The sequence below is a fragment of the Pseudomonas sp. RA_105y_Pfl2_P56 genome, assembly GCF_963970845.1.
GTDB classification, from domain to species: domain Bacteria; phylum Pseudomonadota; class Gammaproteobacteria; order Pseudomonadales; family Pseudomonadaceae; genus Aquipseudomonas; species Aquipseudomonas baetica_A.
Genome location: NZ_CAXAPL010000005.1, coordinates 108,290 through 121,176, shown reverse-complemented (window position 1 = coordinate 121,176; position 12,887 = coordinate 108,290). Strand labels below are relative to the sequence as shown.

Annotated in this window: 10 protein-coding genes, 1 tRNA gene and 1 pseudogene; 10 read left to right on the top strand and 2 right to left on the bottom strand. The window is 58.4% G+C overall.

Translation table 11 applies throughout. From position 1 onward, the window contains the following. The first annotated feature begins 26 nt into the window (after positions 1-26). The 6 genes from infB (at position 27) to AACY11_RS05540 (ending at position 6,961) form a co-directional block, all read left to right on the top strand. Complete coding sequence (infB, locus tag AACY11_RS05565; RefSeq protein WP_339431697.1) at positions 27-2,558, top strand: translation initiation factor IF-2; 2,532 nt, start codon at positions 27-29, stop codon at positions 2,556-2,558. Between the two features lie 159 nt (positions 2,559-2,717). Next, complete coding sequence (gene rbfA / locus AACY11_RS05560) at positions 2,718-3,119, top strand: 30S ribosome-binding factor RbfA (protein WP_095191053.1); 402 nt, start codon at positions 2,718-2,720, stop codon at positions 3,117-3,119. A gap of 4 nt (positions 3,120-3,123) precedes the next feature. Then, the gene (truB, locus tag AACY11_RS05555; RefSeq protein WP_339431698.1) at positions 3,124-4,041 is read left to right on the top strand and encodes a tRNA pseudouridine(55) synthase TruB; all 918 of its coding nucleotides are present in this window, start codon (positions 3,124-3,126) and stop codon (positions 4,039-4,041) included. Between the two features lie 142 nt (positions 4,042-4,183). Next, a complete protein-coding gene (gene rpsO, locus AACY11_RS05550; protein WP_003177875.1) occupies positions 4,184-4,453 on the top strand; it encodes a 30S ribosomal protein S15 in 270 nt (89 codons plus the stop codon). Positions 4,454-4,648: 195 nt separating this feature from the next. Further along, positions 4,649-6,754 carry a polyribonucleotide nucleotidyltransferase gene (gene pnp, locus AACY11_RS05545; RefSeq protein ID WP_221730616.1) on the top strand — a complete coding sequence of 702 codons (2,106 nt, stop codon included), beginning with the start codon at positions 4,649-4,651 and terminating at the stop codon, positions 6,752-6,754. A 131-nt stretch (positions 6,755-6,885) separates the two neighbouring features. Continuing rightward, positions 6,886-6,961 (top strand) — tRNA-Thr (locus AACY11_RS05540). Between the two features lie 5 nt (positions 6,962-6,966). Here AACY11_RS05540 and AACY11_RS05535 read toward each other — a convergent pair. After that, positions 6,967-7,461: a hypothetical protein gene (locus AACY11_RS05535; protein WP_339431699.1), complete on the bottom strand. Its 495-nt coding sequence runs from the start codon at positions 7,459-7,461 to the stop codon at positions 6,967-6,969. Between the two features lie 275 nt (positions 7,462-7,736). On the opposite strand from AACY11_RS05535, the gene AACY11_RS05530 reads away from it, so the two are divergent. Continuing rightward, positions 7,737-8,036, top strand: a complete 300-nt coding sequence (locus tag AACY11_RS05530) for a DUF6388 family protein (protein ID WP_339431700.1) — start codon at positions 7,737-7,739, stop codon at positions 8,034-8,036. A 51-nt stretch (positions 8,037-8,087) separates the two neighbouring features. On the opposite strand, the gene nadC is transcribed toward AACY11_RS05530, so the two are convergent. Continuing rightward, on the bottom strand, positions 8,088-8,936 hold the full coding sequence (gene nadC, locus AACY11_RS05525; protein WP_339431701.1) for a carboxylating nicotinate-nucleotide diphosphorylase: 849 nt from the start codon (positions 8,934-8,936) through the stop codon (positions 8,088-8,090). Between the two features lie 281 nt (positions 8,937-9,217). On the opposite strand from nadC, the pseudogene AACY11_RS05520 reads away from it, so the two are divergent. From AACY11_RS05520 to ampE, 3 genes and pseudogenes are all read left to right on the top strand, one after another. Next, positions 9,218-11,364, top strand: a pseudogene (locus tag AACY11_RS05520) (DUF1631 domain-containing protein). 64 nt (positions 11,365-11,428) lie between these two features. After that, on the top strand, positions 11,429-11,989 hold the full coding sequence (gene ampD, locus AACY11_RS05515; protein ID WP_339494044.1) for a 1,6-anhydro-N-acetylmuramyl-L-alanine amidase AmpD: 561 nt from the start codon (positions 11,429-11,431) through the stop codon (positions 11,987-11,989). Beyond that, positions 11,986-12,825 (top strand): regulatory signaling modulator protein AmpE, encoded by an 840-nt coding sequence (ampE, locus tag AACY11_RS05510; RefSeq protein WP_339431703.1) that lies wholly within the window; start codon positions 11,986-11,988, stop codon positions 12,823-12,825. Before ampD ends, ampE begins: the two co-directional genes overlap by 4 nt. The last annotated feature ends 62 nt before the right edge of the window (positions 12,826-12,887 follow it).

Genomic DNA, 12,887 nt, shown 5'->3' with positions numbered 1-12,887 from the left:
TAGGCGCGGCCTGAGGAGAGAAGTGCATGACGCAAGTCACGGTGAAACAACTGGCCGATGAGGTCAAAACACCGGTAGAGCGCCTGTTGCAGCAGATGCGTGAGGCAGGTCTGCCGCACACCGCCGCCGAAGAACATGTGACTGACAGTGAGAAGCAATCTTTGCTGACTCACTTGAAGAGCAGCCACAAGGCGAAAGTGGAAGAACCACGCAAGATCACGCTGCAGCGTAAAACCACCAGCACCCTGCGTGTGGCTGGTAGCAAGAGCATCAGCGTTGAAGTTCGCAAAAAGAAAGTTTTCGTACAGCGTAGCCCGGAAGAAATCGAAGCCGAGCGCAAGCGTGAACTGGATGAACGTCGCGCAGTAGAAAATGCTGCGCGTCAGAAGGCTGAAGAAGAAGCCAAGCAACGCGCCGAAGAAGAAGCGCGTCGCCAGCCTGCTGCTGCCAAAACCGCTACCAACGACGCCGTTTCGGCGCCGGCTGCAGCTGCCCAGCCAGTACGCGAAAGCGCACCGGTGGCCGCCGCTGCTCCAGCACCGTCTGCTGACGTTCGTAACAAGCAGAACGAACAGCGCCGTCCGGACAAACCACGTGCCGACGACAACAATCGTCGCAGTGGCGGTGGTGACGGCGAGCGTAAAAACGCTCCGCATCGCGCATCGGTCAAAGAGAAAGCGCCAGCACCACGTGTCGCGCCACGTACTACCGACGAAGAGAGCGATGGCTTCCGTCGTGGTGGTCGCGGCAAGTCCAAGCTGAAAAAGCGCAATGCTCACGGTTTCCAGAGCCCAACCGGCCCTGTCGTGCGCGATGTGCAGATCGGCGAGACCATCACCGTTGGCGATCTCGCCAATCAGATGTCGGTCAAGGCTGCTGAAATCATCAAGTTCATGTTCAAACTGGGTACTCCAGCGACCATCAACCAGGTGCTTGATCAGGAAACTGCTCAACTGGTAGCCGAAGAACTGGGCCACAAAGTGACCCTGGTCAGCGACACCGCTCTGGAAGATTCCCTGGCCGAGTCCCTGAAGTTTGAAGGTGAGTCGTTCTCCCGTGCGCCAGTCGTGACCGTAATGGGCCACGTTGACCACGGTAAGACCTCGCTGCTCGACTACATTCGTCGTGCCAAGGTTGCTGCGGGCGAAGCCGGCGGTATCACCCAGCACATCGGTGCGTACCACGTTGAAACCGAACGCGGCATGGTCACCTTCCTTGATACCCCGGGTCACGCCGCGTTTACCGCAATGCGTGCCCGTGGTGCCAAGGCGACCGATATCGTGATTCTGGTGGTTGCAGCCGACGACGGCGTAATGCCGCAGACCATTGAAGCTGTTCAGCACGCTGTAGCGGCTGGCGTTCCACTGGTGGTTGCAGTGAACAAGATCGATAAGCCGGGTGCTGATCTTGATCGCATCCGTAGCGAACTGTCGGTTCACGGTGTGACGTCGGAAGAGTGGGGCGGTGATACGCCGTTCGTACCGGTTTCGGCGAAAGTCGGTACTGGCGTGGACGAACTGCTCGAAGCCGTATTGCTGCAGGCTGAAGTTCTCGAACTGAAAGCGACTCCTTCGGCTCCAGGCCGTGGTGTCGTGGTTGAATCGCGTCTCGACAAAGGTCGTGGCCCGGTTGCAACCGTGCTGGTCCAAGACGGTACCCTGCGCCAAGGCGACATGGTGCTGGTCGGTTCGAACTATGGTCGCGTTCGCGCCATGCTCGACGAGAACGGCAAGCCAATCAAGGAAGCCGGTCCTTCCATCCCTGTCGAGATTCTCGGCCTGGACGGTACCCCGGACGCTGGCGACGAGATGAGCGTAGTGGCTGACGAGAAGAAAGCCCGTGAAGTGGCTCTGTTCCGTCAAGGCAAGTTCCGCGAAGTCAAACTGGCTCGCGCTCACGCCGGCAAGCTGGAAAACATCTTTGAAAACATGGGTCAGGCCGAGAAGAAGACGCTCAACATCGTCCTCAAATCCGACGTCCGTGGTTCGCTGGAAGCGTTGAACGGTGCCTTGAATGGCCTGGGCAACGACGAAGTGCAAGTGCGCGTAGTCGGCGGCGGTGTCGGTGGTATCACTGAATCCGACGCCAACCTGGCACTGGCCTCCAACGCTGTACTGTTCGGCTTCAACGTGCGTGCCGATGCTGGCGCACGGAAGATCGTCGAGCAGGAAGGTCTGGATATGCGTTACTACAACGTGATCTACGACATCATCGAAGACGTCAAGAAAGCCCTGACCGGTATGCTCGGCAGCGATGTTCGCGAGAACATCCTGGGTGTTGCCGAGGTGCGTGACGTGTTCCGTTCGCCGAAGTTTGGCGCGATCGCTGGTTGCATGGTGATCGAAGGTGTTGTGCACCGTAACCGTCCGATCCGTGTACTGCGTGAAGACATCGTTATCTTCGAAGGCGAGCTGGAATCCCTGCGCCGCTTCAAGGATGACGCTTCCGAAGTACGTGCCGGCATGGAATGCGGTATTGGCGTCAAGAGCTACAACGACGTCAAAGCTGGCGACAAGATCGAAGTTTACGAGAAGGTTCAGGTTGCTCGCAGCCTCTAACTCGCGCACTTCAGGAGCCGTGATGGTCGGCCGCACTGCAATGTGTGGCGCATCACTCGGACTCTAAACGCAACGCCCGGTCTGGCTTCTGTCAGGCCGGGCGTTTGCCGCTTTCAGACCTTGCGGGTTTCACCGTAGGGCAGTAACAGGTAACAAATCATGGCAAAAGAATACAGCCGCACCCAACGTATCGGCGATCAGATGCAGCGTGAGCTGGCCCAACTGATCCGTCGTGAAGTCAAAGATCCGCGCGTCGGCCTGGTCACCATTACCGCTGTGGAAGTCAGCCGTGACGTCGGTCACGCGAAGATCTTCATCACCGTGATGGGGCAGGACAATGCCGAAGACATCGCGCAAAGCATCAAGGTACTGAATGCCGCCGCAGGTTTCCTGCGTATGCAACTGGCCCGCGAAATGAAGTTGCGCAGCGTGCCGCAATTGCACTTCCACTACGACGAAAGCGTCGTGCGTGGTGCGCACCTGTCGGCCCTGATCGAGCGCGCCGTGGCTGAAGACAATCAGCACCCGGCAGTTGCTGAACCTGAAGACACCAAGGAGTAATTCGGTGGCTCAGGTCAAACGTATCCGTCGTAACGTCAGCGGTATCATCCTGCTCGACAAGCCGCTGGGGTTCACCTCCAACGCCGCGTTGCAGAAGGTTCGCTGGTTGCTCAACGCCGAAAAGGCTGGGCATACCGGCAGTCTCGATCCGCTGGCCACTGGCGTTTTGCCGCTGTGCTTCGGCGAGGCCACCAAGTTTTCGCAATATCTGCTCGATTCCGACAAGGGTTACGAAACCCTGGCGCAACTGGGCAAGACCACCACCACGGCAGATGCCGAAGGTGAGGTTTTGCAGGAGCGTCCGGTGACCGTTGGTCGCACCGATGTCGAGGCGGTTCTGCCGAAATTTCGCGGTCAAATCAGTCAGATACCGCCGATGTACTCGGCGCTCAAGCGAGATGGTCAGCCGCTGTACAAGCTGGCTCGTGCAGGCGAAGTAGTGGAGCGCGAACCGCGTTCTGTTACTATTGCGCGCTTGGAATTACTGGCCTTCGAGGGCGATACTGCGCGCCTTGCGGTGGATTGCAGCAAGGGCACCTATATTCGCACCCTGGTGGAGGATATCGGTGAGCAACTCGGTTGTGGTGCGTACGTCGCAGAATTGCGCCGTACCCAGGCCGGGCCTTTCACCCTGGCGCAGACCGTGACTCTCGAAGAGCTGGAAGCAGTACATGCCGAAGGCGGCAACGAAGCGGTCGACCGTTTCCTGATGCCATCGGACAGCGGCCTGCTGGATTGGCCGTTGCTGCAGTTCTCGCAAGCGAGTGCGTTCTACTGGCTTAACGGCCAGCCGGTTCGTGCTCCGGATGCTCCGAAGTTCGGCATGGTGCGGGTACAGGATCACAATGGTCGCTTCATCGGTATCGGTGAAGTGAGCGAAGACGGGCGCATCGCGCCACGTCGCTTGATTCGGTCAGAATGACCGGAACCGGCCTGTGTAACAGCAGGTCGGCGAGTGTGGCTGTTAACAGGCACGGTCACGACTCATTTATAGATACAGGGATTTGTCCCTGGCCTGTTGAAGCTGTTTCCTTGAAACAGTTTCCTGATAAAAGGATTGCCTCATGGCTCTCGACGTTCAAGAAAAAGCTCAAATCGTTGCTGACTACCAGCAAGCTGTTGGTGACACTGGTTCGCCAGAAGTGCAAGTTGCACTGCTGACCCACAACATCAACAAACTGCAAGGTCACTTCAAGGCCAACGGTAAAGATCACCACTCCCGTCGTGGTCTGATCCGCATGGTTAACCAGCGCCGCAAGCTGCTGGACTACCTGAAAGGCAAGGATCTGGGTCGTTACCAGACTCTGATCGGTCGCCTGGGTCTGCGTCGCTAATCAGCGATTGCGCTATGAGGTTGGTTGTCTGTCAGGCGTCAGCGGTTTACCGCTGGCGCCTTGCAGGCTCCCAGCCTCAAGTTTTATCTGGATACACGTTTTACCCTGGACAGGCGTTGGGCCGACTCCCGACATTGCCCAAGAATTTCGCAAGAAACCAGTTCCCCCAAGAGCCACAAAAGAAGGTAGGACACCGTGAACCCGGTAATCAAAAAATTCCAGTTCGGTCAGTCGACCGTTACCCTCGAGACTGGCCGTATCGCCCGTCAGGCCTCCGGCGCAGTATTGGTCACCGTTGACGACGACGTCAGCGTATTGGTGACTGTTGTTGGTGCCAAGCAAGCCGATCCGGGCAAGGGCTTCTTCCCTCTGTCCGTTCACTACCAGGAAAAGACTTACGCTGCCGGTAAGATCCCTGGCGGTTTCTTCAAGCGTGAAGGCCGTCCTTCCGAGAAAGAAACCCTGACTTCCCGACTGATCGACCGTCCGATCCGTCCGCTGTTCCCAGAAGGTTTCATGAACGAAGTGCAGGTTGTCTGCACCGTCGTTTCCACCAGCAAGAAGACCGATCCGGACATCGCTGCGATGATCGGTACCTCGGCTGCCCTGGCCATTTCGGGTATCCCGTTTGACGGCCCGATCGGCGCCGCTCGTGTAGCTTTCCACGAAAGCACCGGCTACCTGCTGAACCCGACTTACGAGCAACAAGCTGCTTCGAGCCTGGACATGGTCGTTGCCGGTACTTCGGACGCTGTGCTGATGGTTGAGTCGGAAGCCAAAGAGCTGACCGAAGACCAGATGCTGGGCGCGGTACTGTTTGCTCAAGACGAGTTCCAGGTTGTGATCAACGCCGTTAAAGAGCTGGCTGCCGAAGCTGCCAAGCCAACCTGGACCTGGGCGCCTGCTCTAGAAGCCACCGAGTTGCTGGGCGCGATCCGTGCCGAATTCGGCGAAGCGATCTCCCAGGCTTACACCATCACCATCAAGGCTGACCGCTACGCACGTCTGGGCGAGCTGAAAGACCAGGTTGTTGCCAAGCTGTCCGGCGAAGAAGGCCAGCCTTCTGCCAGCGAAGTCAAAGCGGCTTTCGGTGAAATCGAATACCGCACCGTTCGCGAAAACATCGTAAACGGCAAGCCACGTATCGACGGCCGTGACACCCGTACCGTACGTCCGCTGAACATCGAAGTCGGCGTTCTGCCGAAGACCCACGGTTCGGCTCTGTTCACCCGTGGCGAAACCCAGGCTCTGGTCGTCGCGACGTTGGGCACCGCCCGTGACGCACAGCTGCTGGATACCCTGGAAGGCGAGAAAAAAGACCCGTTCATGCTGCACTACAACTTCCCTCCGTTCTCGGTGGGCGAGTGTGGTCGCATGGGTGGCGCTGGTCGTCGTGAAATCGGTCACGGCCGTCTGGCCCGTCGTTCGATTTCGGCCATGCTGCCTGCCGCTGACGTGTTCCCGTACACCATTCGCGTGGTTTCGGAAATCACTGAATCCAACGGTTCGAGCTCGATGGCTTCCGTTTGCGGCGCTTCCCTGGCCCTGATGGACGCTGGTGTGCCGATGAAGGCACCGGTTGCCGGTATCGCCATGGGTCTGGTTAAGGAAGGCGAGAAATTCGCAGTCCTGACCGACATCCTGGGCGACGAAGACCACTTGGGCGACATGGACTTCAAAGTAGCCGGTACTGCCAAAGGCGTTACCGCACTGCAGATGGACATCAAGATCAAGGGCATCACCGAAGAGATCATGGAAATCGCTCTGGGCCAAGCCCTGGAAGCGCGCCTGAACATCCTCGGTCAGATGAACCAGATCATCGGTCAGTCGCGTACCGAACTGTCGGCCAACGCTCCGACCATGATTGCGATGAAGATCGACACCGACAAGATCCGTGACGTTATCGGTAAAGGTGGCGCCACCATCCGTGCGATCTGCGAAGAAACCAAGGCTTCGATCGACATCGAAGACGACGGTTCGATCAAGATCTTCGGCGAAACCAAGGAAGCGGCTGAAGCAGCTCGTCAGCGCGTTCTGGGTATCACCGCTGAAGCCGAGATTGGCAAGATCTACGTTGGCAAGGTTGAGCGCATCGTCGACTTCGGCGCATTCGTCAACATCCTGCCGGGCAAGGATGGTCTGGTTCACATCTCGATGCTGAGCGATGCTCGTGTTGAGAAAGTGACTGACATTCTGAAAGAAGGTCAGGAAGTGGAAGTGCTGGTACTGGACGTGGATAACCGCGGCCGTATCAAGCTGTCCATCAAAGACGTGGCAGCGGCCAAGGCTTCGGGCGTTTAAACACCCCGCAGCGTTAGCGCAATAAAAATGCCCCGCCGTGAAAACGGCGGGGCATTTTTTTGTCTGTTGAAATCAACCGTACCAAGTCCCGAGTTGCCGGACCTCAAGAGCGGTGCTAGGTTTAGCCCACCGCCCGTGTAGCTCAGCCGGTAGAGCAGCGCACTCGTAACGCGAAGGTCGCAGGTTCGATTCCTGTCTCGGGCACCATCCCCTTATTTCACCTTGCGGCTCAAATCCTCAACGGTGCGTTTGAGCTGGTCCATCGCCCGATCCTGATCGTTGATCTTCTGCTTCAGGTTTGAAATCTCGCTGCTGTTCGAGCTGGAGCTCGAGCCACTGTTGCGCTTGAGGTCTTCGACCTGACGGCCAAGTGTGTCCAATTCACGATCCTGCTCTTTGACTTTGTTCTTCAGCTCATCGATTTCCTTGCTGCTGGCACTGCTGCTCGAACCGCTGTTGCGTTTGAGCTCTTCAATCTGGCGCGACTGATCATTGACGGTGTCGCGCATCTTTTTCAGTTCATCGATGCTGATGTCGCTTCTGATGACGACCTCTTTGCCGTAATCGTTGTGAATCAGAGAAACCTTGTCGCCATAGGAGGGGCTGCTGGTGCTCAGTTCAACGGCCATTGCACTGGCCGGCAGGGCCAGTGCAGCCATTAAAGTGGTGACGGAGACAATGGAGGACATCTTCGAAAAGCTGCGCATCACTGGTTTTCCTTGTGAACAGCGGAGAGGGTGCCGAAGTGGCACATCGCTATGACTCGAAATCCACCGTTATGTTCCGCAGGTCAACTTTTTGTGGGAGAGATGTAAAGAGCCGTGTAATTCGTCATGCAAACGTCCTATATTCGGTGCCTGCATGAGCATCGCCCAGCAGTTTTCAGATGATCCCGAATGGTTCCGAAGGCCGGACAAACCGCGTCAGAGAGATCCTTGATGATCCAGATCCATCCTCCATTCTTACGATCAGCGAGAACGCCATGACCGAATTAACTCAAGAGCAACGTCACGAACAAGCGCTGGAGAAATACAAACTCGATGCGCCGCAGCTATTGGAAGAGATCAAGGATCTCAGTCCCGATGATCAGAAAGATCAGATCCAGTGGGCGTTCGAAGACGAAGCCGAAGCTCAGGGCTTGCAGCCGTGGGAGTTGACGCTCAAGTACACGAGCACGCCAGAGGAGTTCGAGGCGCAGCGTCTGGTGCTGCACAAAGAGGCGGCCGAAGTGCTGGGCGTCGAGTGGCAAGAGTATTGCGAGATGAATAATCTGGTGGTCTGAAACAAAAACGCCAGCCTCAACCGGGCTGGCGTTTTTTATCGCGTGAAGGTCTTAGAGACTCAGGCGCATCGACAGATCCACCGCTTTGACATCCTTGGTCATCGCGCCAATCGAGATGTAATCGACCCCGGTCTCGGCGATCGGCAGCAGCGTGCTTTCGTTGATACCGCCGCTGGCCTCCAGTTTTGCCTTGCCGCCGTTCAGGCGCACGGCTTCGCGCATGTCGTCCAGGCTCAGTTCGTCGAGCATGATGATGTCCGCGCCGGCCGCCAGTGCTGCTTTGAGCTCATCCAGACTTTCCACTTCGATTTCCACCGGTTTGCCCGGGGCGATCTTGTGCGCGGCGGCAATGGCTTGCGCGATGCCGCCGCTGGCAGCGATGTGGTTTTCCTTGATCAGAAACGCGTCGTACAAACCGATGCGGTGGTTATGGCAACCGCCGCAGGTCACCGCGTATTTCTGCGCCAGGCGCAGGCCCGGCAGGGTCTTGCGGGTGTCGAGCAGCTTGACCTGAGTGTCGGCCACGAAGTCCGCCAGGTATTGCGCATGCGTTGCCACGCCAGAGAGCAGTTGCAGGAAATTCAGAGCACTGCGTTCGCCGGTCAGCAGCGAACGGGCCGGGCCTTCCAGATGAAACAGCGGCTGATTGGGCTTCACCCGCTCGCCATCAGTCACCTGCCAATGCACGGCCACCCGTGGATCGAGTTGGCGAAATACCGCATCGACCCACGCGGTGCCGCAGATGACGGCCGCGTCCCGGGTAATGATGGTGGCTTTGGCCAGGCGTTCGGCCGGGATCAGTTGCGCGGTGATGTCGCCGCTGCCGATGTCTTCGAGCAACGCACGGCGCACGTTGGCTTCGATTTCGGCGGTCAAATCGGCGAGACGTAGATTCGGCATAACGGGCTCCACAAACAAAGTGGGTCGATTATAGGGGCATGGCACGAACCAACCCAAGGCGGGAACGCGCGTGCTGGTCTGCATTCGGTCGATTTTATGTGAGCAAACCCGGCGAACGCGCGGTCATTGCAAGGTAGGCGGGCATAGGGGAAACCCTGACGCCTCTGGCGCTGGAGACATCTTTTGCAAGATAATCCGCCTTGCATTTGACGTCATAGCTTTGACATCTCCTGCGCTCGAGGTTTGTGCTCAAAGAAGAATCACCGTTCCAGGAGGCTTGGATGCACAACGACGGGAAAGTAGTGCCTTTGCACAAGGCCGCTACCGATCAGGCGAATCACTCGCCGCTCGCCCGCCTGCCAGTGATTCTGCTTCAGGTTCGCGACAAGGCTGCCCAGCAACTTCGCCAGGGTTTGCAGGAGCTGTTCGATAACGCCGATGACACCTTGTTTGAAATGGCCGACCGCGCACGCAACGACGTCGAGCAGAATATCTTTTTCGAAGCCATGCGCGACCTGCGCCTCAAGCGCAAGAACATTGAGCGCGGCTTTCTCGAACAGTTCTTCGAAGCCTTTGTCGGCCTCACTCAATACGATTTCACGCACAACACGCTACCGCACGCCCTGATTTACGAAGACCTGGCACCGCGCACCGATGACATGGAGCGCAATGTGGCGGTTGAAACCATGGTCGGTCGAGTGCTCAAGCGCGATGGCTTCGCGCTCGATCAACTGAGCACCCGGTTCAACGCGCTGCTCGGCAACACCCTTGACGATCAAACCAACCCGCTCGGCCCGGCGCTGCTCTGCGAGTATTTCCTGCAAGCCGGACGCAACCTCGGCGTGGAGATCAAGGTCAAGTTGATCCTGCTTAAACTGTTCGAGCGCTATGTACTGGCGGACACGGAACAACTTTATGCCGAAGCCAATCAACTGCTCAGCGCAACTGGAGTGTTGCCGGACCTGAAACCGGCACCGGCGCGGCGAGCTATCGATCGTGCTGCGGCCACGGTGGACAGCGAAGAAAGCCAGGGCCCGCCGCCCGCGGACGACAGCGTGCAGGAAGTCTTCGCCGCGCTGCAGGCGTTGTTGTTGCAGGTGCGCGGCAGTGTCGCGCCGACTCTGGAACCCAGCGTTTGCGCCCAGCCGATCACCACCCGCGACCTGCTGCGCCTGCTGTCACACTTGCAGCAATACGTGCCGGCGTTGGCAGCGCAAGACGATTTCGATCTGCGCAATCAGCTCGAACAGTTGCTGACGCGGGTCAGTGTCAAAAGTGGCAAATCGCGGATTGTCGGCGGCGCAGACGAAGACGTGATCAACCTGATTGCCATGGTGTTCGACTGCATTCTCGATGACCGCAATCTGCCGGACTTCCTCAAGGCCTTGATCGCCCGCTTGCAAATCCCGATGCTCAAGGTGGCGGTGCTGGATAAGAGTTTCTTCAGCCGCAGCAGCCATCCGGCGCGGCGATGGGCTGGGGCAATTGTGACGGTGATGCGCGCGACAGTTTGTATCAGCGTATCGAACAAGTGGTGCAGCGCTTGCTGACGGATTTTGTCGATGACCCGGCGATTTTCTCCGAGTTGCTGGCCGACTTCCTCGCTTTCACCAGCGACGAACGTCGTCGCAGCGAGTTGCTCGAACAGCGATTACGCGATGCAGAAGAGGGCCGGGCGAAAACCGACCTGGCGCGGCGCCGAGTCGAGCAGGCGCTGAATCAGGCACTGTTGGGTAAAGTCCTGCCACCGTCGGTGGTGACGTTCGTGCAGGACGCCTGGAGCAAAGTGCTGCTGCTGACCTGCCTCAAGCATGGCGATCAATCCGCCGAATGGCAGGCCGATGTGCAAACCATGACGCAACTGATCTGGAGCGTGCAACGGCATGAAGACGAGCAATCGAGCCTGCGTCTGCTGGCGCTGGTACCGGGGTTGCTCAAGTCATTGCGTGATGGCCTGAACGGTTCGGCGTTCGACCCGTTTGCCACCAGCGAATTTTTCAGTGAGCTCGAAGCCTTGCATGTTCGCGTGCTGGAGCGTTCCGCAGAGGCGGATGAGGCCACGGCGCTGGTCGAGGTGTCGCAGCAGATCGTCTTGCAAACCGCTGATGAGGACGGCATGGCGCTGGTTCGTTTGCCTTGCGATGACGCCGGGCTGCGTCAGGTCGCTCAACTGCGTCTGGGCAGTTGGGTGGCGTTCGAGGAAGATGAGGAACATACCCTGCGCTGCAAACTCGCGGCGATCATCGAAGCCACCGGCAAGTATGTGTTTGTCGACCGCACCGGGATGAAAGTGCTGGAGCGCAGCCGTATCGGCCTGGCCCTTGAGTTTCGCCGTGGTGCGGTACGCGCATTGGACGACACCTTGTTGTTCGACCGGGCGCTGGAGTCGGTGCTGGGCAATCTGAGGCGACTCAATCGCGCCAAGTGATCGCGCGCCGGGGGCCGATCACGGCATACTGGGCGCCAACACAGTCGGCGTTGAAGGAATCGGTATGCAGTTGGATCCCGCTAGCGGGTGGTGTCACGGGGTGCAGGTCTGCCCATCGCCCAACTTCAATGAACGCCCTGCGGGCGAAATTTCCCTGTTGGTGATCCACAACATCAGTCTGCCGCCTGCGCAATTCGCCACCGGCAAGGTGCAGGACTTTTTCCAGAACCGTCTGGATGTCACCGAACATCCCTACTTTGCAGGTATTGCCGACCTACGAGTCTCGGCGCATTTTCTGATCGAGCGTGACGGCAAGGTCACCCAGTTTGTCTCCTGTCTTGAGCGGGCGTGGCATGCGGGCGTGTCGATTTTTGACGGGCGCGAAACCTGTAACGATTTTTCCGTGGGCATCGAACTCGAAGGCACCGATGATCTGCCGTTCACCGATGCGCAATATCAGGCACTGACAAGGCTGACGCGGCAGTTGCAAACAGCATTTCCGGCGATCACCGGCGCACGCATCTGCGGACACAGCGACATTGCACCCGGGCGCAAGACCGATCCTGGCCCGGCATTCGACTGGGCGCGTTACCGCGCTGCCCTGGCACAAGAGGAAGGACAATGAGTTTTCTGGTGTTACTGCTGGCAGTCTGGGTCGAGAAGTTCTCGGCCCTGCGCCATCGGGTTCAACGCGATGGCGGATGGATCCGCGAACTGAACAAACTCGAAAGCAGCGCGCGATTGGCCAATCGGCCGTGGCTGGTGCTGACGATTCTGGTGTTGCTGCCGGTGGCCTTGCTCGGCTTGTTGCTGGTGGTGCTGGAGCCTGTGGCTTATGGCTTGCTGGCCTTGCCGGTGCACTTACTGGTGGTGATTTACAGTCTGGGGCGCGGCGACTTGCTGGGCGGTCTCGGGCCGTTTCGCGATGCCTGGCGCCGTGAGGATCTGCAAGCGGCGGCCCATGTTGCCAAGCGTGATCTGGATATCTGCGCCGACAGTGGCGAGCAATTGCTCGATCAGGTCCAGGGCCATTTGTTGTGGCAGGCCTATCAGAGCTTCTTTGCGGTGATCTTCTGGTATTTCGTGCTCGGCCCGGTGGCTGCGCTGGCCTATCGCTTGTTGGCGCTGGCCGAAGAACATGGCCAGAACCCGGCACTGGTTGAACGGGCCGCGCAACTGCGCCATGCCTTCGACTGGGTGCCGGTGCGATTGTTGGCGGCGAGTTTTGCCCTGGTGGGCAACTTCGTTGCGGTCAGTCGGGTGATGCTGCATGAACTGTTGAACTGGAACATCAGTGCTGCGCAACTGATCAACAAGGTCGGATTGGCGGCGGGGGAGATCCCGCCACCTGCGGTGGGCCCTGAAGGCATCAACACCCTTGATTGCCTGTGGGAACTGCTGCTGCGTGCGGCGGTGCTGTGGTTTGCCGGGTTTGCCTTGTGGACAGTTCTGATTCACTGATAGAGGGTGCCGAGGGAGTCATTTCCCTCGGCACACCCCGCCGTTAACCTTAAGTTACAAAA

Bases quoted from the DNA above. Each gene is read 5' to 3' on its own strand.
- rpsO (WP_003177875.1), top strand. From the start codon at position 4,184: ATGGCTCTCGACGTTCAAGAAAAAGCTCAAATCGTTGCTGACTACCAG.
- ampE (WP_339431703.1), top strand. From the start codon at position 11,986: ATGAGTTTTCTGGTGTTACTGCTGGCAGTCTGGGTCGAGAAGTTCTCG.
- AACY11_RS05535 (WP_339431699.1), bottom strand. From the start codon at position 7,461: ATGCGCAGCTTTTCGAAGATGTCCTCCATTGTCTCCGTCACCACTTTA.
- ampD (WP_339494044.1), top strand. From the start codon at position 11,429: ATGCAGTTGGATCCCGCTAGCGGGTGGTGTCACGGGGTGCAGGTCTGC.
- infB (WP_339431697.1), top strand. From the start codon at position 27: ATGACGCAAGTCACGGTGAAACAACTGGCCGATGAGGTCAAAACACCG.
- AACY11_RS05530 (WP_339431700.1), top strand. From the start codon at position 7,737: ATGACCGAATTAACTCAAGAGCAACGTCACGAACAAGCGCTGGAGAAA.
- nadC (WP_339431701.1), bottom strand. From the start codon at position 8,936: ATGCCGAATCTACGTCTCGCCGATTTGACCGCCGAAATCGAAGCCAAC.
- rbfA (WP_095191053.1), top strand. From the start codon at position 2,718: ATGGCAAAAGAATACAGCCGCACCCAACGTATCGGCGATCAGATGCAG.